Source organism: Paenibacillus sp. Soil766 (genome assembly GCF_001428105.1).
GTDB lineage: Bacteria > Bacillota > Bacilli > Paenibacillales > NBRC-103111 > Paenibacillus_E.
Genome location: NZ_LMSJ01000022.1, coordinates 16,417 through 37,900 on the forward strand (window position 1 = coordinate 16,417; position 21,484 = coordinate 37,900).

Consider the following 21,484-nt stretch of genomic DNA (forward strand, 5'->3'; position numbering starts at 1 on the left):
ATCATGCTCATTTCATCAATTTCAAAATCATTAATTTTATTTTGATTTCTTTAGAATCTCCAGTTGAATTCTCATAATGTCTTTTATTCGGATATTGTCGTCAAAATTTGGATCACTGATCATTCAAAGAACCCTCCGATGGATATCGCCGAAATCTTATTAACAATATCTTCTCTCCTCTTAAACGTACATTGTTGCCCTTTCGGTATAGAGTGTAAGGCAACACAAAGCCGCTCACCTCCGAACGGAAATGAGCGGTATAAACTCAGTCAGTATGCTCAGTCTACAATCTGCCATCTTTGGTTGGCGCTGCTGCCTACTCCCCATTGGCCTAGGTCAGACCCGTTGGTCGTCAGGCCCACCCCGTCCACATATAACCCCGAAGCGCGGTTTCGGATCCGCACATTGTTGCCCTCAATCGAGACAGACCATTGCTGATTATTGCTGGTGCTTAAGCTCCACTGTCCGACAGTCGAATCGTTTGTCGTGCGGCCCATACCGTCCAGGTATAGTCCCGTTGCGACATTCTTAAATCGAACATAGCTCCCGTCCGTTTCCTCAATCCACCGCTGATTATTGCTGGTGCTGGAGCTCCACTGTCCGGCAGCGGAGCCTCTCACCGTGCGGCCCATCCCATCGATATACAAGCCGGTGGCGGCGTTACTGAATCTGACCGAAGCAGTCCCCAAAGTTCCTCCCGTAGCTGCAGATACGGCAGAGGATTTCGATCCTCCGGCTACTTCTACCTGATAATAGTAGATCGTATCAAGGGTCAAGTTTGTATCGCGATATACTCTCGCTGTAGTAGGGGCGCTGTTAATCTTTACAAAAGTGCCATTCGGATCTGTGGATCGGTAAATGTTATATCCAAGCGTACCTGACACGCCCGACCAACTTACGTAGATCGTATTCTCACCCGCTGCAGTTGCTGTCAATCCCGAAATCGAGCCTAACGTGATCTTGTTGCTCAAGCTGACCGTCTTGGCCGCATCAGGTGTGTACAGCAGCATGAAAAGCGGATAATCCTTTCCTGCAACCTCAGGCATTCTCGTTTCGTAGGCATAGGCCAAATATTTGTACTTCTCTTGGGTCATATCCCTATTTTCGATATATTTGTAATAGTTATATAAAACACTGAAGTAAGCATCGATTCTGCCTCTGCCGTCTGCATTGATCGTATCGTAATATTGAATCGTACTGCTTTGGTTTGCCCGTGCAGGCGTCCATAACACATCGTAACCCAGATGATACTTGAGCAAATAAGTCGTTCCTGCCAGCAGCCGGTCGTCCAGGAAGTTGAACACATCCACCGCATTGGAGGCTGTAGACCTTGCTCCGGTGACCGGGTCAACCTTCGTGCTTTGGGCATAGATGGTTCGCACCAATGAAGACAGTCCGCCGACATTGCCGTAGGAATGCCCTACATCGCGCCCCATTTCGATGGCCTGCACATGGTAATCCGCCGGATCCAATGCCGCTCCTGTCCGCTCATTTGTCGTCATCCACCGCATCTGATGCTTAATAGAACCGTTTCTTCCCCCTTGATCGCCTGCGGTATTTACGGTCGCAGCCTCCACAGCCTCATCGTAAAGCTGCAGATTATTGGTGAAGATAGCTCTTCCCATCGTTCCCATCACAGTGAACTGATGCTGATTCATAAAGAAGGTATGAGCGTTATAAGTGACGGAAACGATGTCCATGAGATGGGTAAGATTCGCCGTATCCGCATTCGTCCATTTCTCACTCGCCGTAGGCGTATCGGAATAGCGCAAGATTTCCGCCGCTGCCGAGAGAAGATAACTCATCGTAGCAAGACGGAAGTTCGAATGGGTAACGCAATCCACTGCAGCAGAAAAACTCCTGATAATTTTCATGGCATTGGCGCGATACGTTTCATTCCCTGTTATATACCACATGATCGCCTGCATGAAAGCGGTCTCAGAGTCGGTATTGGCACGCGTTCCTAAATATTCGCTGGGATTACTGTAATACTTACCCGTCTCGGGGTCGGTAAACCCCCAAGGTCCTTGAATGTGTTTAAAGATGTAATTATTTTCATAATAGATTCTTGGCGTTTTACTGGATTGAGAATCGGCGGCAAAGGCATTAAACGCCGTATTCCATGGCTCATCCCCCGCTCTTACATGATCGCGCATGTTGTCCAAATCGACCTGCCTCATTGCAATGCCAGGATGGTGAATGGTTCCCGTTACTGTGTTTCCGGAGGAATCCTTATAGGACACATTGGCATCCGAATTGACGACCTGCGGCTTATAAGGCGTGATCAGCGGTGAAACAGCCGCTTTCGCTGTTTGGCTGCCGATTCCAAAGAAGCTCGTCATCACCAATACTATACAAATAATTCCAAAAACCATCCTATTGGAGCAACTTTTCTTCATAAAGGGATTCATTTCGTTGTCCTCCTTTTTTTAGCGAAATTGGATCCAAGCATGCCATCGAATCGCTATCCATTTTTGCCCTTCTGAACCGACATCCGTCCAAATCTGGCAGCGTTTTCTTCTTTATAGCTATTTACGGCATTTCCCTCCTTTCAATTAAAAAAACTCCAACGTAAGATTCGCATGACGGCCGTTATCCAATCCTCCTACATGTTATTCACCCCCTTAAATCCTCTAGCCGGCACAAGCGTCTTGCTGCCTAGTGCCGGCCTTGGGAGGAAATCTTTCTTAAGAATTATTTACGGATTGTTCAGCAAATAACCGGCATCTCGAAGCAAATACTGTGAGGCCTGCGTATAGATATGCTTGCCGCTCTGCGCCTGTACTTCGTTAACGAACGCGGCCAGACTGTTCGCTGCCAGCTTGCTCTGCAAGCTGTTCGCAATGCCTGCGTTATCGATCCATCCCGCATTCTTGAATCGTGCAACCAAATCTTTCATCGATTCGATGCTGGCCTTCGACTCGAATGTCACCGTTTTGCTGCTTGTGTTCCCCGCCAAGTCGTTTGCGGTCACAATCAGCGTGTGCGAACCCAACGGCAATGTGTACAACGGAACCGTTGTTCCCGGCTGCATGCCGTACGTGTCCAATGTGACCGTCGTCTTGCTGTTGTCGACTCCGGACAGATTATCACCGAGCACAAGGGCCGGTGCTAGATCCACGGCATTGCTGTACGAGCCGTACACCAGCCCGGTTACTGTAATCGTCGGAGCGGTCGCATCCAGATTGACGGCGACCGTTTGAACGCTCCCCGCATTCCCGGCTTCGTTCCTGGATCGGTAGCTGACCGAATAGTTGCCGTCCTGGTTTAACGTTACCGGTCCAGAGTAGCTTTGCCACATCCCACTATCATCAAAACTATATTCCGCTTTGCCGTATGTCGACAACGTGACGGTAATCGGCGTTGTGTACCAATCATTCGTCCCGTTCGGTTCGGCAGGATCGAGGGAAGCTGCAATCTTGTAGATCAAGCTGTCCAGCGCGGTCTTCAAGCTGTCGGCAGCTGCGTCGAGGTCGCTTTGGGTTGCTGTTGCGTTTGAAACAACCAGCTTTGCGTTCGAGACCGCAGTTTGCAGAGCCGCATAGCTGTCGTCCGTGTAACGATCGGCGGCGACTTGATCCGCTTGATCCAGCAAGAAAGTTAGCAGTGTACGGTCCACGATTTTCTCGTAGAATTCCAGCTCGCCGACATTGGCATTGCCGGTCGAAGAGTAATATCGCAAATAACGGTATGGCGTGTTGTTGTTAATCACTTGCGTATACCATTTCACTTCTGTAACGCCACTGATTGTATAGATGCTGGTATAGGTAAACCCGTCTTTGGAGCCTTGGATGATCGCCCCGTTCATTCGGGACGCCTGACCGGACCGCGGGATATACTTGATGCCGACAATCGTCTTAGCGTTTTCTGCGCCCAAATCAACGGTCACCCAGCCGGCGGCGGTCTTCGTGTCCGGGAACGTATTCTGATCGCCGTCAAATGCGCGCCATCCGTTTTGCCCAGCGGTGTACTTGCCGTCCCACGATACGGTAGACGCCGTGACCATCGAAGGGGTTATGGCAACTTTCTGATTGATGAAGCTGATCGGCACAAGAATCGCTTTGGCCTCCAGCAATTGATTCAGAATGGCCATCTTGTTGACGTCCGGTTGCTCCAATTCCGCCCTGATCTGGTTTACTTTCTGTTGATACAGATAGTAGCTCAGCTTGGTATAGCCGTCCGGCGCAACTACTTTGGAATCGAAATAGGCGGTATCGTAATCCATTGCACCGTGGAATCTCACTTCCGACATATTCCCGAACCAGGCGTTCCCATTGTACATACGGATATACCGGTAACGCTGCTTGTCGTTAATCGACAAGATTTGCCAATCCTTCGTGGGCACCGCTGCCGATGAGATGGTCTTCCACGTCGCATTGTCGTTGGAGCCCTGAATGACCGTGCCGTTGATTCTACTGAAGTACCCGTCTTGTCTTGCCAGCAGCTCCACATACGACAATTGCGCATAGCCGCCTTGCCCGAAGTCAAATTGGACCCAAGATCCGGCTCCGCTGCCGTTCAGGCGGTAATCGGTATCCGTCATCGGATTGTTATCAAATAACCTGTTCGCGATTGCGATAGCATCTGCCGGCGATCTGCCGTAGGAATCGCTCACTGCAGCGATTGACGTTATATCGCGGATCAGGTCCGATTCATCGGCCAATATCAAGCGGGAACCGTCGGTCGTGAACAACGTTTCTGCGGCAATGATTCCGCTCGCTGTCTGATATTGGATGTTAAATTTCACCGCGCCCGGCGCGGATCCTGGTCCCATTACCGCTTCCGCCGTCCAGGTTCGACCATCATCCGTACGGACGGTTGCAGGTTGTCCCTGAATCTTGACATTCAAATTTTGAATGTTCTCCGTCGATTGGAACGATAATTTCACCGTATCTCCCAAGACGATGCGTCCCCCAAAAGCCTGGTTCGAGCCGATGGAAACCTTGGAGAGCTTGTTGATGACCTCGTGACGCTCACCGAAGATCCGGAATTCGGACAATTCAATGATAGGGGGTCCTGCGAACAGTTGATAATACGGCTTAACCATCTGGATTTTCAGAAAACGGAATTGCTCATTCCGGAGTTCTTGCGGCACTGTCAAGGTCTGCATATCTGACGTCACGATTGTCTCCTCCGGCGTCAAACGGGTCCAATTCTCGTAGTCATTGGAGCCGAATACGGCGACGCCGCCGATCCGTTCAGGGAAACCTGCACGCACCTGAAGCCCGAAGGCTTGGGCCGATACCCGGAAGCTGGGCCCGAAGTCCATAAAATGCGATAAATTTTGTGCCGTCGTGTAGGCTACAAACGTATCAGGTGATTCGTCCAGCCAAGTGCCCGCAGTGAATGTAGACGACACAAACATATCCCTGTAATTCATGCTGCCGTCCGCGAGCAGCGGCGTCGTCTCCCGAAGGCCTTGTACGGCCTGATCCAGGTCCTTCAGCTTCTGGTAGAAGACTTCATCCGTGGCCCCTGTGATCGCGTTCACGGCGCTATTGTATGCTTGATTATACGCATCAAGCGTTGACCATACATAGCGGATATTCGCGTTGTAGGGAGCGATGGCCGCCTCCACGGCCGATTGCCGGTCGTTCGTGACTATAACCGTGACGTCCCGGGTGGATATCGTCGTGCCGTCGGAAGCCTCCACAACGAAAGCATACGTTCCAGCTTTCGCCGGTTTCCATTCAAATATGCCGGTGTTTGTATGGAACACGGTGCCCTCAGGCGCGTTGTCAATCTGATAGGTCACAACATCGGATGGGCCTGCGTCCGCTGCCGAGAATTCATAATGGAGCGTCGCCCCGGACCCTACATAGGCAAATAGCTTCAAAGGGGCTGCTCCGGCCGTAAATAACGGCGGCGTAAGTTCGTTCGCTGCGTTGACATTGATATGGTCGATATCGACCGCCGTGCCGTTGCCTATAACTGTGAAATAAGACAGGTTGTTCAGCCCATTAAAAACCGGGAGATTATAAAATACATATCTCCATTGCCCCTTGGTATCCGGCAATGCAATGGTTTGGCCGAAGGCTTCCAGCTTCGCCACGCCGTTCGTACGAATCTTGTATCCGATCGCTCTCGTACTGCTTTCGGAACCAACCAATGCCAGTTTGCTCCCGGTTTCCGTGGCCGTGATGCGGACGAAGGAAACATCGCCCTCTTGCATGGCAGTCGAATTGCCGTCAAAACGGGTAAACCGAGCCTCGATCTCCCGCAAATTCCCGATTTGAGGTTTAGGAAGATAGGTCGCTCCCTCGGCCTCGGCTTCCTTGGGGATGTACAGCCAGTATTCTCCTCCGGCATCCGGTGATTCCCAGTAGTAAGGCAGCTTCTTCTTAAACATTTCGGCGAAGTACGGAGCGGCCTGCTCTATGTCCAAACCTTGCTCATACTTATAGTAATAATACAGATCATAAACATTGCCGCCGATTCTTCCGCGATAGTTGCTGCTCAAAATCTTGTAAATAACCGGGTTTCCATCCGAATCAATACGCGCCTCCGTTGGGATCCAAGGCGTATCGTAGCCGAGCATATAACGGGCAAAATGGTCGGCCCCTTGCAGGATACGCTTGCCAAGAAAATCATACGTGGAAACGGCATTCTCCGCAGTCGATACCGTACCATTTACGGGATCTACCTTAGTTCCCTGGGCCTGCAGCAGACGCGACAAAATGGAGGCATTGATGACGTCGCCGGTGCTGTGAGCCTGATCCCTGCCCATCTCCACAATCTGCACCTGAGGGGTATCCACCTTCTCGCCTGTCGCCGCATTCGTATCGACCAACCGGAACAATTGCTTGATGGAACCGTTCATGTATTGATCCACAGCCGTCTTATTCACCGTGAACCACTCGACAGCCTCCTGATAGCGCCCCAAGTTGCCGGAGAAGATATACCCGGATACGGATCCGATGAGCGGATATAGATGCTGGTTCATAAAGCGGTAATTCGTATGATTGAAGGTTTCGGTAACCGGAACGATCAAGTTATTTGTGAAATCAGCCGTATCTTTGTCCGTCCATACCAGTTCTGGCGTCTGCGTGCTGGAATACCGCAAGATTTCTGCGGCGGTAACCATCCGGTAGAGAGGAATCCCTGTGTGAATGTGCGCATCGGTAAAATACGCATACTTCGTCGGGTCCATCTGCTCCCAGTTGCGGATAATACGCATCGCATTGGCCCGATAAACCTCATCCCCCGTTATCACATACGTAAGAGCCTGGGTATACGCTTTCAAGCCATCCGCTATGAATCCTCCGTTAAAGCCCTGGCTGTTGAAAGTGTCGCCCGATTTGCTGGATGTAACCGTTCTCGAAGCGGTACCCGACGTCGTCATCTGGTTGAAGTAGGTCATCCAAGGCTCTTTTTGCGCCCGAACCTCTGTTTGCAAATTCTCGAGTATTTCCTTGGTCAGCCCGACGCCGGGATGCTTGAAACCGCTTGCATCAATTGTTTCATTAATCGTCGGCAAATAATCGGTCATAAGAGATTGCGAGGTCGTATCCGCCGCAACCGTTCCCGCCGATACCGGCAGGAGCATGACGATCATGCTGACGATACCGAGGATGGATAGCAATTTTTGCCAAGCTTTACCGGATCTTCTGTTCCGCACCATTATGATAATCCTCCATTTCAATTTGTTCATCCGTCTTACATTAGGTGAATGTTACATCATGTGCATGCTCCTCAATCCGAATATTGCCAGACTCCGGACTGAGAATGTGTCGAGCATTGATACGCAAATTCCGAAACTTCACCCCCTTCACGATTCTGGACTCGTCGAATCCCGCAATAACCGACGGATTGTCGCAAGTTCCGTTGAACGCTATATTGTCAAAGAAAATATTCTCCACCCGGAAGCCGGGGCATGGATTATATTTCGGATTAAAGAGTACGCGGATGTCGATTAGTTGTCCGAGCTCGAATTGTTCTATTCGGATATCCCGGTAAGTCACATTCCTGACCGTATTGTTGTCGCCGCAATTAATCGACATACAGCCCCAATAGTACGGCTGCGGCTCATGATGCTCGAGCACATCAATATTTTCGAACAGGATGTTCTCGACGATGTCCCCTTTCTCATGATTGCCGTGCCCGCCGACATTCATCGGATGAGCCACATCCGCCCATAAGACGGAATTTCGGACTGTGACATCCCGTGTGTCCCCCTGATAATCCCAGCGGCTTCCATAAATCGCAATGCAATCGTCGGACGTTCGCAAGAACACATCGTCAACGTTCACATGGCTGCTTGCCATCATATCGATGCCGTCCGACCACCCTCTAGTGCTGAATGATTTGATGTTGCGGATCGTGATATGCTCGGATTTCCCGATGAATACGGTATAGTGAGGTGGATCGACCACAATGATTCCTTCTATCGTAACCTGCTTAGAGAACATGATTTTGACCGCACGGTAATACGTCGTCTTCTCGAAATCGGACATATAGACAATTCCGCGTCCCCGGATGGTTACATCCTGTACACGATCACATACGAATGCCCCAGCAACGACGGCTCCTCCGGCGACATATACCGTGACTCCAGAAGGAATACGTAGCTGTGGATGCTCCAGAACATGCATGCCGGATTCGAAGTATATGACGGATACCTCTGTAGAAATCAGGCTCTGAAGTTGTTCCGTCCTGTGAATGCCCGGCTGAACAACGAAGACACCCGAATCGGCAGGGTTCGGCGCGCCTTCCTCGATCGGATTGGCAAATATGTGCAAATTATGAAAGCGGTCTCCATTTACCTCAAACGAAAGCTTGCGGGGACCGTCCATTGTGAATGTCACCCGGTTACCGTTAACAACGCCGTCAATCCCTGCGGATGCAGGGCGGATCGCCACGTCCCGAATCTCTCCGTCATTCTTGACCACCTCGACTTCAACCGTACCGGCGCAATCGAAATAGACCATGGAGGTGTTACGGACATCGTGCATGTCTACCTTCACGTTGTAACAGAACAACGGCCGCCATTCATCCTGATCTTGTCGAACACGCACGGTATAATTGGAATTACCTGCCGCCCCCTCGGGAGCCGGGTATATGGTCATTCGCTTTGACGAAACGGTCATCGATATCCCACCTTGCTTGGAGTAGTATCGGTTTGACCGGAACACGTGAGACGTGTTCCGGTCAAATAAGTTCATGCATGATCCAGATTACTTCACAGCCTTACGCTCTGTATATACCTTGTTGGCTTCGTCTGTCAATTCCTGTCCGCCGGACTTCAACCATTCCGCCTTGAAAGTGTCGAATGCTTTGTCTGAATCCGCTTCTCCTATGATTGCCTTTATCAAGTACTTATCCTGCAGTGTCTGAAGATTTGCCCAGTACTTCGCCTTGGCCGGCAATATGGCAGGTCCAAGAACGTCTCTCAACGGCTCATAACCGACATCCAGCTTCGCCTTCAGCTCCCGCAGTTCATTACTCGTATTATATTTCTCCTTCGCAGTATCTACGGAAGTAAGCGGGTTGTAGAAGCTGCCGGCTCCGACTTTAGCAGTTGCGGCTTCAGGTTCCGTCTTGGCGACGACATAGTCGCCGTTCGGCTGATCATAGTTTTTACCCTTTTCGCCGTATACAGTCAACAACCAGTACTCGTCGTTTGTTGCAAGGAAGTCTAGGATTTGCTCAATCTTAACCCGTTTCGCTTCATCTTTCTCAAGATGTACACCTAAGAGCACGGGGGCTTGACGCGCGCCGTAAGACCAGCTATATGCTTTGCCGGCCGGGCCTACAACCGGCTTTCCTGCGATGACGTTCTGACCCTTTTCCAATGCGGACTTCGTAATAAATCCGGACGTCTTGATAAAGTTACCCCATCCCATGTTTTCGACCATACCGATCTTTTGATTGGCAAATTTTTCATCGAGCTGTTTGTTGTCGGTCGTCAGAAACTCAGGATCGATAAGCCCGGACTTATACCACTTGTTCAGAAGATTGAGCGCTGTGCGAGTTTCTTCGGTGATGCCACCATACACAACCTTGCCGTCTGCACCCAGCTTGAACGCGTACGGATTTACGCCATGAGCAGCAAATACGGAAGTGAACATCTGGATGGGGAGCTTCCCTCTGGCCGACATACCGTATGTATCCTTCTTGCCGTTGCCGTCTGGATCGTTATTGACGAATTTCGTGAGGACATCCTCCAGCTCCGCAAGCGTCTTCGGCGGCTCGTTGTAGCCGACCTTCTTCAGCCAAGCTTCATTGTAACCGGGGATGAAGCTGGAACTGCCGCTCGGCCACACTTTCGGAATCCCCCAGTCCTTCCCTTTGTAGAAGCCGACTTCCCAAGCGCCGGCATCCGTGGTCTCCAGTGCTTTCATATAGTTCGGCATGTTCTTTTTAAGCTCATTCCGAGAGAAATTGGCGATAACACCTTGGTCAGCCCAAGCGGCCATATCGTTTTCATTCGCATCGATCGGGAAGATATCCGGTACTTGTCCGGAGGCAAGCAGAACATTGAATTTTTCCTTCCAGCCTTGGCGTTCGAATTTAACCGTTTTGATCTTGACATTGAACTTCTCTTCAATCTTCTTCTGCACCAGGTTTTCTTCGGATTCCGGGGCATTGAAATTGTTTGACCAAACAATTTCAATCGGTTTTCCATTGATCGCAGGTGCTGATGCTGAAGTGCCTGCGGACGTTTGCGGGGTAGCTCCCCCATCACTTTGCTTGCTGCACCCGGTGGTGACGGCAAGCGACATCGACAATACGACGCCCGTCAAGCCCAGCCAAGTCTTCTTTCTGTTACTCATTCTTTTGTCCTCCCTTTTCATCTTTGATGTATTATTTAAACAATACGCTTCTGAAGCGCACCGGTTAAACCAATTATCCCTTAATCGAACCGACCAAGGTGCCTTTCACGAAATATTTCTGAAGGAACGGATACACGATCAGGATGGGAAGTGCGGTAAACATAATGACGGCAGCCTTGACGGTCTCCGGCGCCATAGTTTCATCCTTGGGAGGCAGGAGCGGATCGGACTCGGCAGCGATGACAAGCCGCCTCAAGAATGTCTGAAGCACGTACAACTTTTGATCCTGCAGATAGATCATGGCATCGAACCAAGCGTTCCAATGTCCGACAGCGGACCAAAGCGCCAAGGTTGCGAGCACCGGCTTCGACAGCGGAAGGATAATGGTAAACAAGATCCGCAGATCGCCAGCACCATCCATTTTCGCCGAATCCTCAAGCTCTTCCGGCAGGGTCATGAAGAAATTGCGGAGAATCAGAAGTGAAAACGTACTGATCAAGCCGGGGATGATCAAGACCCAGCGGGAATCGATGAGTCCGAGCGATTTGATCAAGAGATACGATGGAATAAGACCTCCGCTAAAAAACATCGTGACGACGATAAACATCATGTAAAAGCTGCGATGCGGTAGATGCTTCTTCGAAAGTGGATAAGCCGCCATCGACAAGGCAAGGAGCGTCAGAAAGGTCCCGACTATGGTACGAAACACGGTGTTTCCTAAAGCGCGCCAAACATTACTATCTTCCACAACCCGCTGCCAGGCGAACCAAGATATCTCGTGCGGGTACCAGTGCAAGCCAGGCCGGACTGACTCCGCCGTCGTGCTCAGCGATATCGAGAGCACATGCGCAAACGGATAAAGCATGCCGGCACTCACAAGTAAGATAAATCCGATCAGGAAAACCTGAAACACTTTCTCTCCGGAACTGAGTCTCACGCTTATTCATTCCTTTCGGGTCATGGGGTTATGTAATTCCTTCCTGACCCAATTTTTTCACAATATAGTTGGCAGACAATACCAGAATCAATGCGACTACATTTTTAAATATGCCGACAGCCGTCGTCAAGCTGTACTGTGCGTTCTGCAAGCCTACGCGATATACGAAAGTGTCCAGCACATCGGCAACATCGTATACGGCAGGCGTATATAACGTGAAGATCTGGTCGAAGCCGGCATCCAGAATGTGGCCTACCCTAAGGATCAACAAGATGGTGATCACCGGAAGAATGGACGGAATCGTAATGTGCAGCGTTTGCTTCCATCGGTTTGCGCCGTCGATGACGGCGGCTTCGTATAATTGCTGATCAATGCCGGCCAAAGCCGCCAAATAGATAATCATGCCCCATCCGACTTCTTTCCATAAAGCGGATACGACCAGTGTAAACCGGAACCAGCTTTCATTCCCCAGAAAATAGATCGGCTTAAAACCGAGCCCCTTGACGAAATAGTTTACAACCCCGCTTTCCGGAGACAAAAGGGTAATCATAATGCCCCCGAGAACGATCCACGATAAAAAGTGCGGCAAGTACGAGATCGTTTGGGCGACTTTCTTAAACATCGTCAGCCGGACTTCATTAAACAGCAGCGCCAGTATGATGGGAGCCGGGAAACCGAATACGATTTGATAGAAGCTGATCACAAGTGTATTCTTCATGATTTTCCAAAAGTCGGGGGACATGGTAAACAAATAATGAAAGTGCTTGAACCCCACCCAAGGACTGTCCCATATGCCTTTCATAATGTAAAAATCTTTAAAAGCCAGTTGAATGCCGTACATCGGGCCGTATTGAAAAACGGCATACCAGATTAGCACAGGAGCCAATAACAGAAACAAAGCTTTGTTCTTTTTATATTGTCTCCAGTTGTAGGCCAACTTGGATTCCTTTTTTTTGCCGGCCTCTTTGACAGCGCTTACTGCAGTGGCGTTTGCCGGATTCATGTTTTGCATCTCCTTTCAAAGTTTGAGTTGTTGCGTCCCTGACGATATGCCCCAAATGTAAACGATTGAAAGCGCTTTTTCCATGTCAATTTCATTCGAGTTTTTTTGAATTCTTTCAAAATCGGGTGTTAATTTCTTTCGAAATGAAAAAAACAGCCTAAAAATCGGCTGTTTGGGAATAATTGGGGCAAAAATGAGCTATTTTGCCCAGCTGAATATCCTATTCGATTACTTCTTTTGCCGCTGTGCATATACCTTATTGGCTTCGTCCGTCAATTCTTGACCCCCGGATTTCAGCCAATTCACCTTAAAATCATCGAACCCTTTATCCGTATCCGCTTTGCCGATGACGGCTTTAATCAAATAATTGTCCATCAGCGTCTGCAAACTCGCCCAATATTTCGCCTTGGCGGTCAATACGGTCGGGCCAATAACGTCCCTGAGTGGTTCATAACCACTGTCCAGCTTCGCCTTCAGATTCAGCGATTCCCTGGTCGTGTTATATTTCACCATGGAAGTATCAACATACACAAGCGGGTTGTAGAAGCTGCCGGCGCCGGCTTTTGTGGCTTCCGGTGTCAGCCTTGCAACGACAAAGTCGCCGTTCATATCGTAGTTGACGCCCTTCTCACCGTAATTCGTAAGCAGCCAGCCTTCCGGATTTGTTGCCACGTATTCGAGAATCTGCTCAATCCCGGCCCGTTTCGCTGCATCCTTCTCAAGCTGCACGCCTAACAGTACAGGGGCTTGACGCGCGCCGTATGAGAAGGCATACGCTTTGCCGGCTGGCCCGATAACCGGCTTTCCTGCAATAACGTGTTGGCCCTTTTCCAATGCGGATTGCGTAATATATCCGGATTCGACGTCAAAGTTGCGCCAACCCATGTTATCGACCATGCCGATCTTTTGGTTGGCGAATTTATCATTGAGCTGACCGTTATCCGCCGTGATGAACTCCGGATCGATAAGTCCGGCTTCGAACCACTTGTTCAGGAGCTTGAGCGCCGAGCGGGTTTCTTCCGTGATACCGCCATATACGACTTTGCCGTCGCCGCCCAGCTTGAACTGATACGGAGATACGCCGTAAGCCGAGAATACGGAAGTGAACATTTGGAACGGGAGCTTGCCTCGGGCCGACATGCCGTACGTATCCTTCTTCCCGTTGCCGTCCGGATCGTTGTTGAGGAATTTGGAGAGCACATCCTCCAGCTCCGCGAGCGTCTTCGGAGGCTCGGTATAGCCGATCTTCTTCAGCCATGCTTCATTGTAACCGGGGATCATACCTGAATTGCCGGTAGGCCATACTTTCGGAATCCCCCAGTTCTTTCCGTTATAGAAACCGACATTCCATGCGCCGGCGTCAATCGACTCCAGCGCTTTCGTATAATTCGGCATCGTTTTTCGAATTTCGTCCGGTGAAATGCTGGCAATGATGCCCTGATCAGCCCATCTGGCCATATCGGTCTCGTCGGCATCGATTGGGAAAATGTCGGGGATTTGACCGGAAGCGAGCAAAATGTTGAATTTATCCTTCCATCCTTGTCGTTCAAATTTGACGTTTTTGATTTTAACGTTGAATTTTTGCTCCAACAGCTTCTGCACATAGTTGTCGTTAGCTTCAGGAGCACTGAAGTTATTCGCCCACGTAATCTCGATCGGATTGTCGCCGACCTCGGGCTTCGCAGTTTCTACGGATGCTTTCGGTGTAGTCCCGCTATCGCTTTCTTTGCTGCAACCGACCGCGACAAGAGACATCGACAAGACGATGCTCATCAGACCAAGCAAAGTCTGCTTTCTTTGATTCATTGTTTTCCCCTCCCCTTTTAATTTCTTTCTTTAGAAATGGAATAAACAGCCGTTAAAAGGCTGTTTAAAGAGAAATCCCACTAGTTGGCCGCACTCGCCGTTGGTTTCGTTTGCCTGTACTGAACCGGTGTAATGCCAAAACGCGCTTTGAATTTAACATGAAAATATTGCAGGTTACGATACCCGACAAGTGCAGCGATTTCCGTAACGGACAACTTATCGTCCTCCCGCAGAAAGGATGCGGCTTTTTCGAGTCTGACTCGGGTCACGTATTCGGTAAACGATTCGTTCATCACTTCGCCGAATAAGGTGGAAATGTAGGAGGGAGCGAGCGAAGCAACTTCGGAAAGAACGTTGAGCGAAAGTTCTTCGTGCAAATGCTCATCGATATAGGCTTTCAGCTTGAGAATGACTTCCGCTTGCTTATGCTTGACTGAATCCCGCACATGGACCCCAATCCGTTCGGAAAGTCTACGAATCGATGCAATCGTGTCTGACAGCGTATCTTTCTTCAGTTCGTCAAACAGATTGGAAGGAGGAACGATTTGCTGCAGCTCCAGCTCAATGATCGTTTCGTACAGTGTGGATACGAGTTGAAGAAGCGCGAGTTCAACCGATTCAAGCTGCATATTCCGTTCCATCAGAATCGCAGAGAATTCATCGATAAATTGATTAGCGCCCTCTACATCCCCGGCCTTAAGCATATTCTGAAATGTATCCAGAGAAATCAGTGGCGGCTTCGGATCGAAAGCGGAAATTTCCGATTGAAGAATGATTGCTTCAGGACCGTACATAAAGCGATATCGATACGCTTGATGAGCAACTCGATAGGAAAGAGGAATTTTTTCGGGAGATAAGACCGAAGTGCCGATACCTGCTCCGAATCGAAGCTCTCCCCGTACTTCGTCCTTAATTTTGTTCAATTCCGCAGCTACCATCTCATCATCCATCTCGGCGCGTGAATCCAGGAAGTAAATGATGGCCACTTCCTGTGAATTCAAGCAAACAACCTCACATGGCACGGTACGATCGAATTGCTCGTATCTCATCTTAAGCTTCTCGCTATCGCCTTCGATGAGTTGGGCATGCACCACCTGATAGCAGCATTCCTGTTGCAGGCCATCCACATGTACTAGTCCGAGACTGGCGCCTAACACCAGGTTTTTCATCTCATTCTTTTTTGCCTGAGATTCCAAACTCACGATTTTTTGTCCCATGAAGTTCAGCGCACTGCCGATAATCATATATTCATTCGCATGGCCGGGGTTCAGACCCGGTTGATACAGGTTGCGAACATGTTGGATCAGCTTTTTCATCGGGAGATAGAAACTTTTGGAAATCAGGTAGGAAACCGCAAGCCCGAACAAGAGCAGAAGACAACAGGCTACGAAAATCTTGGTTTTCAATTGTTTGGAATCCAGTACAAATGAATTCATCGGCCGAACCATCGCATAGGTCCAACCGTGTTCCGACTTCGGTTCGCCGAGATGAGATAATACGACTGTACCGCTTACGCTGTCACTGATCTTTGTGACGGTCTTACCGGATCCGATGGCATGCTGAAGCAGCCCGACTTCTTCCGGATTCGTCCCGGCTGTTTGCAGGATCAAATTCCCGTTCGCATCGAATATATAGAACCTCTCGAATGAGGAGATAATGATTTTGGAGACGGCTTGCTTTAGGTACTCCAGATCGACATCAACATATAGGTATCCTTTAGGCGAAGAGCTACCTATCCCATATGGGAGTTTAACGACATACGTCATCGCTTGCTTTCCGTCTGGCAATGTCCGAATCATCCACTGGTTTGGAACAATTTGCGGAAGCCGCCCGATAAAAACGAAGTCCGGGGAATTTTCTGGCTTTTCAAAGAAAAGGTCGCTGTTTACGACATATTTTCCTTTATGGAAGTACACTGATAAATTGTAACCGCCTTCAATTGTTTTTTTAAAAATGTCAAGATCTTGTTGCAAGGACAAAATACGGTCGAGGTTTTCTGCCCATCCATTGTCGAGTAAATAATTCAAATTAGAACTGTTCCAAGTGAACATGGTGGATACGGCCTTATTTTGAAGATTGTCTTCGTATTTTCGCAACAATGTCTGTTCCACATAATCTTTTGCTCCAACGAGACGTCTTTGGCTATCCCTGGCGATTTCGTTCACCATCATGTGACTAGCCTGCGTGTACAGGTAACCTCCCGCAAGTCCAAGCAGCACGACAGCTAATGCCGTATACGATAAGATAAGGCGGTTAAAAAAGGTGTTTCTATAAAATGGAAACACTTTCATGAATATCCCTCCTGCACAATCCCTGATACAGTACAACTTCTGAATGTTTCTCTTCCATTGCCCTCACATCCGGATTGATGCGCATACGCAGGAATTTGCCGAGCACATTGTATGAACATTTAATGCTATGGTCCAGCTTGGTTGTCATCCTTCAACGACCATTTCACTAGAGGGAATGACAGGAACACAACCAGTATACCAATCTTTTGATTGGTTAGCCAGAGGTTCATAGATTGCATGTGTTGGAAATCAATGAACAAACAAATCATCATCCCTTAGTGTATTTGCCTATTCCAATTTTTTAGGTATCCCATTTCAATGAAATCAAAAAAGGGGCTTTTTCAATGCAAGCTCCTACAATGATGTTTTCCGGTAGGTAAATGGCATGTTAAATAAACTAAACAGTCTGCCACTTCCTTCAGATGCTCCGTCTTTACATAGCCAACCAGACTTAAACCTGATTGTACTGTAATGCCATTATTTTTCGGACACCCTTCGGAACGACTTGAATGATCAAAAAAGGAGCTACCGTGATGAGTGACCCCCAAAAACTTGGATTTTAGCCAGACTGCTTCTAATTTCTCCTCGGTTGAGTATTTATCCAAAAAAACTGCACCTCCAATTGTTAGACTGTGTCTAACAATTGGGGTGCTCATTCGCGGGATTTTATCACCTTGAAAATTAATATCATTCAGATAGTAAGTGGGGGATAACCGTTGGTCCATATTTTGGGCATACGGAAAACGCATGGAATATTTCCTTAGTTTATAACTCTACTCGCATACTCCACAATTTCCTTAGAGGATTATTACCCTCCCAACGCTCAATGGGTCTTTGCCCTTACATTCGTTAAACCTGACCAAGGTGTGGAGACCGTTAGTGTTTAGCAGATGGGTCGGGGCCCTTATGAAACATTCGTGTATCTTCTCAAAAAACTAGATTCGTACCTACGAGTGTGATCGTCGCCAAACCCATCGTCATCTGTTCAGCCATTGCTCATGCGAAGGAGGCTTCTCTTGCGGTACTTAAGCAGTAGTAATTGCCTCCCGTATTGATAAAATCCCATTACTCGAGTGAACATCTCAGTTTTTCAGCCAGTTTACTTTTCAATCCTTCTGTAGCGAAATTTCGAAAACTCAGCCTCTCCATTACCTGCCCCATAAATACCTAGACGAAGACCAAGAAATTCACCAAATGTATTATGGTTATAACCTGAGACCTCTATCGCTGAAGGAAACCGATTCCATTGAACGCCATCGGTACTATAATACATCGTTAATGTATGGTGGTCGTTTCGAATCTTCAAATGAAGCTGGCAACTTAGGTTTTGAGTAGGATAGCCTTTGATACCTCGCCGCAGTCGGAAAATTTCATTCTCCGTAAAGCCAATTCCCGCATAACAGCGTTCGTTATAAAAGAGCACAAGTCCTGCTTCAGCCTCTGGCCCCACCTTAATCTCAACTTCAGCTTCATAGGCATGATCAGGTGGAATGATGACGAGTGGTGCTGAATTCGCTGGTGAATCTCCTTTGGTCTTTAGCCTCAAGACCCCCCCGCCTACTTCATAACGTTCTGGATCCAGTTCTTTGTAAAAGCGCCACTGCCATCCGAGTGCAACTCCTTGGAAATCATCAGATAGCTCTGGGAAGTTTGCTTGCATGAGCTTCAACTCATCTTCCGTATCCTGTGATACGATCGGCCAACCATCTTCTGTCCACTCGATAGGGTCCAGTAATGTTTGCCTTCCAAGCGTGTAATAGTCCTTTTCATAGGCATGATAAACGAAAAACCATTTTCCATCAGGTGTATCGACCAGCGTGCCGTGGCCTTTGGACCACCAACGCTCTTCCTTCGACCAAGTATGCACAAGAGGATTATAGGGAGAATTCTCCCAAGGCCCTAAAGGATGTTTGCTCCTGGCTGCAACCGCCATATGACTAGTTGCGGGACCCGCCGTTCCGCCTTGTGCGCAAACCAAATAATAATAATCGCCTCGTACTAGTAGTTTTGGAGATTCCAGAGCGATCCCGTCCACAATCCAATCATCAGGGATTAGCCATCCTTCATAAACCGTTTGTAAATCGCCTGTAACGGACAGGCCATCTGGGGCTAAGGAAATGGCCCTCCCGTAGTTTACGTACAGGTACCGCTGACCATCCGGCGCCAACAGGTGCCCCGGATCAATACCGTCTACTCTTAGATTAATTGGATCGCACCAGGGACCTTCTGCTTTCTCTGCATAGATAACATAATTCGTTCCATTAGCGGGAAAATAAATGTAAAAGAGACCATTCACATAGACCAGTTCTGGTGCCCATACATCTCCGATGTATGTCTGAAGAGCATGACAAAGGGGAACCCAGTCGGTCAGATTGCGAGAATGCCATACGAGAAGCCCTGGCGCATACATGAAAGAAGAGTGTGTCATATAATAATCGTGGCCTACACGGACTATAGAAGGATCAGGAAAATCGCCCCTTAGAATAGCCGAAGGACAGCTTGTATTTAATTTAGAATTGGACATGGACCTTCACACCTCACAGAGAATCTTCATTACTTAGATCATTTCGGAGAAATCCTGTTGAAGATGCCGCCAAAACGTCAGACTCCGAACTTTTTCGCTAGCCTCTTAGCCAATTCGTCGTCTAAGAGAGGATTGCGGTGCGTATTTTCCAAATAAATATATTTCTCCGTTTCCGGCATCAAATGCTCTTTGTACCACGTGAAGAAATCTGGACTGTCCCCATGAATGCGAAGCCAACGGCGAAGTGTATCCATATTCCGCACTGTACTCTCGATATTCGTCAGCCAGTCCGCACGGAAGAAATCGGCCCACTTTCCATGCTCGGCTTCCTGCAGTGCGACCTGCCCCCTCCTATACTCCCACATCGCTTGCGAAGCATATACAAATGCTAACGGGTAGATTCCTTCCCGGTAAGCCGAGTACGATTTGCCCAATGCATCAAATCCCTCGCATCCGGATAAATGCAATTCTACGTGCAGGAGCAAATGATCCTTCAGCCGAAGCCGGTCCGGATCCGCAAGCTCCGGAAGCAGCTGATCGATCCGCTCTTTCAGCACGCGCCAGCCCGGGATTGCCTCGGCACACTTTCTGCGAAACCACTCAACCTGCTCCGAGAAATCGGCCACTCCTGTCGCCCAATACAAACGAGTAAGCGGCTGATCCGATTTTCCTTGGAGCCAATGTCCGACGATTATACGGGCAGGATGGTGATAGAATTCGTCTCCTGCCCGGTCGTCCTCGTTCGGTCCGTATGGAATCGTTCGCTGTGCATATTCGCGGAACAACTCGGCGATTTCACCGCGTCTGTTTGGGAACAACCGGTTGACATACGACTTGAGATGCTCCTCCGCATCAGCTCTCCCCTGCATCCACAGCTCGCGAATCAAGTCCAGCGTATATACATGCGGCCGGATGTTGCCGCTATTGACGAGTAAGTAATCATTCGCTCCTGCTAGAAATGCCCCCTCTACCTCCTCTTGGATCAAATCAGTCGGAGATGGAAACAAAGCTAAATGATTGGAAGCTTGGAGATCGTGAAACGTCACGTGATAGTATATACCGTGCTTGCCATTGTCTTCGGGTCCAGGCAACGCCTGAACGCGCAGGTTCTCGTTGCCATTACGGCGGGAAACCATTTTACCGTATCCGTTATCTGCCCATATCTTGATGATGTCGTCTGGAATATCGATATGCCCCGCTTTATACAACTCTGAGATCTCGCCATATAACGCTACACAACAGTATGGCTCAGCCACCTTCTCGTGAACCATATCGTATTGTTTACGCACCACGCGACTGATCATTTCACCGCGCTTCTCTGGTGTGTTGAATGCAGGGTCCTGTATCCAAAAAGGCTGGTCACCTTGCCCTCGGAAGGAAAGAACCCACACAATGTTGCGGTCCTTTTGCTTCTCGATCGCGTCCTCCCAAAGGAGTTCGAAAAGCTCTGGGTTCTCCTGATAGCTGGCTTTCTTTCCGGGATAAGCTCGAAGGAACATCTCGGCACCAAGCGGCTCCGCATGATGGTGGGTGACCCATAGTCCCATCTCTGCTGCTAGATCGGCATGAATGCCATCCTTCGGAAGGTCGGTACCTGGAATGACCATATTTCCGCCACAACGCAGCAGCGCCTCAAAGACCGGTTGCCATACCTCTCGGTTCGGCGGGTACTCCTCCTTCCAACCGATCAGGCACACCTCGTCGTTGACGAACCAGCCTCGGAACCGGACGAACGGTTTTGGCGAATCATAATCTTCAACAGACAAGTCTACCCGGCTTCGCCGCTCGGGAGATAGGTCCGCCCAGAACCAGAACGGATCGACGCCCAAATGCTTCCGGCTGTATTCAAGCATACCGTAGACGAGTCCGAGGTCATCGCTTGCAGCAATATGAAGCTCAATTCCGGCGCAACCCTTGATGTATCTAAAGCAATATGATTCCGGCCATGCCGGGCAGCGATCCTCGGGAGTAGCATAGCGAATCACAACCTCCGCCCGATCACCTTCTCCCTTTACGATGGCAGGAGTAGCCCCCAATACCTGTTCATGATCTCGCTTTAGTATTTCCCATGCATGGCGGATAGGTGAAGCTGGATCATTAGGGACTCGGTAAGTTGTTCTTTGATCAATGATTAATCCCAAGATAACTTTC

At 49.1% G+C, this 21,484-nt stretch carries 10 protein-coding genes; all 10 read right to left on the reverse strand.

Going from position 1 to position 21,484, the window contains the following annotated elements:
• Positions 1 to 278 precede the first annotated feature (278 nt).
• Positions 279 to 2,411 (reverse strand): RICIN domain-containing protein, encoded by a 2,133-nt coding sequence (locus tag ASG89_RS17005; protein WP_057311897.1) that lies wholly within the window; start codon positions 2,409 to 2,411, stop codon positions 279 to 281.
• A gap of 287 nt (positions 2,412 to 2,698) precedes the next feature.
• Entirely contained in the window at positions 2,699 to 7,621 is a 4,923-nt protein-coding gene (locus tag ASG89_RS17010) for a discoidin domain-containing protein (protein WP_057311898.1), read from the reverse strand.
• 40 nt (positions 7,622 to 7,661) lie between these two features.
• Complete coding sequence (locus ASG89_RS17015; protein WP_082593346.1) at positions 7,662 to 9,086, reverse strand: glycosyl hydrolase family 28 protein; 1,425 nt, start codon at positions 9,084 to 9,086, stop codon at positions 7,662 to 7,664.
• An 87-nt stretch (positions 9,087 to 9,173) separates the two neighbouring features.
• A complete protein-coding gene (locus ASG89_RS17020) occupies positions 9,174 to 10,772 on the reverse strand; it encodes an extracellular solute-binding protein (protein WP_057311899.1) in 1,599 nt (532 codons plus the stop codon).
• Between the two features lie 73 nt (positions 10,773 to 10,845).
• Positions 10,846 to 11,709 carry a carbohydrate ABC transporter permease gene (locus tag ASG89_RS17025; RefSeq protein WP_057311900.1) on the reverse strand — a complete coding sequence of 288 codons (864 nt, stop codon included), beginning with the start codon at positions 11,707 to 11,709 and terminating at the stop codon, positions 10,846 to 10,848.
• Between the two features lie 28 nt (positions 11,710 to 11,737).
• On the reverse strand, positions 11,738 to 12,712 hold the full coding sequence (locus ASG89_RS17030; protein ID WP_057311901.1) for an ABC transporter permease: 975 nt from the start codon (positions 12,710 to 12,712) through the stop codon (positions 11,738 to 11,740).
• Between the two features lie 228 nt (positions 12,713 to 12,940).
• A complete protein-coding gene (locus tag ASG89_RS17035; RefSeq protein ID WP_057311902.1) occupies positions 12,941 to 14,518 on the reverse strand; it encodes an extracellular solute-binding protein in 1,578 nt (525 codons plus the stop codon).
• Between the two features lie 80 nt (positions 14,519 to 14,598).
• Entirely contained in the window at positions 14,599 to 16,809 is a 2,211-nt protein-coding gene (locus ASG89_RS17040; protein ID WP_057311903.1) for an AraC family transcriptional regulator, read from the reverse strand.
• Positions 16,810 to 17,908: 1,099 nt separating this feature from the next.
• The gene (locus tag ASG89_RS17045; RefSeq protein WP_057311904.1) at positions 17,909 to 19,333 is read right to left on the reverse strand and encodes a family 43 glycosylhydrolase; all 1,425 of its coding nucleotides are present in this window, start codon (positions 19,331 to 19,333) and stop codon (positions 17,909 to 17,911) included.
• Between the two features lie 77 nt (positions 19,334 to 19,410).
• On the reverse strand, positions 19,411 to 21,474 hold the full coding sequence (locus ASG89_RS17050; RefSeq protein ID WP_235549801.1) for a glycosyl hydrolase 115 family protein: 2,064 nt from the start codon (positions 21,472 to 21,474) through the stop codon (positions 19,411 to 19,413).
• Between the last annotated feature and the right edge of the window lie 10 nt (positions 21,475 to 21,484).

Coding starts and splice junctions, on each gene's coding strand:
- ASG89_RS17005 (WP_057311897.1), bottom strand. CDS start 2,411: ATGAATCCCTTTATGAAGAAAAGTTGCTCCAATAGGATGGTTTTTGGA.
- ASG89_RS17010 (WP_057311898.1), bottom strand. CDS start 7,621: ATGGTGCGGAACAGAAGATCCGGTAAAGCTTGGCAAAAATTGCTATCC.
- ASG89_RS17015 (WP_082593346.1), bottom strand. CDS start 9,086: ATGACCGTTTCGTCAAAGCGAATGACCATATACCCGGCTCCCGAGGGG.
- ASG89_RS17020 (WP_057311899.1), bottom strand. CDS start 10,772: ATGAGTAACAGAAAGAAGACTTGGCTGGGCTTGACGGGCGTCGTATTG.
- ASG89_RS17030 (WP_057311901.1), bottom strand. CDS start 12,712: ATGAATCCGGCAAACGCCACTGCAGTAAGCGCTGTCAAAGAGGCCGGC.
- ASG89_RS17035 (WP_057311902.1), bottom strand. CDS start 14,518: ATGAATCAAAGAAAGCAGACTTTGCTTGGTCTGATGAGCATCGTCTTG.
- ASG89_RS17040 (WP_057311903.1), bottom strand. CDS start 16,809: ATGAAAGTGTTTCCATTTTATAGAAACACCTTTTTTAACCGCCTTATC.
- ASG89_RS17045 (WP_057311904.1), bottom strand. CDS start 19,333: ATGTCCAATTCTAAATTAAATACAAGCTGTCCTTCGGCTATTCTAAGG.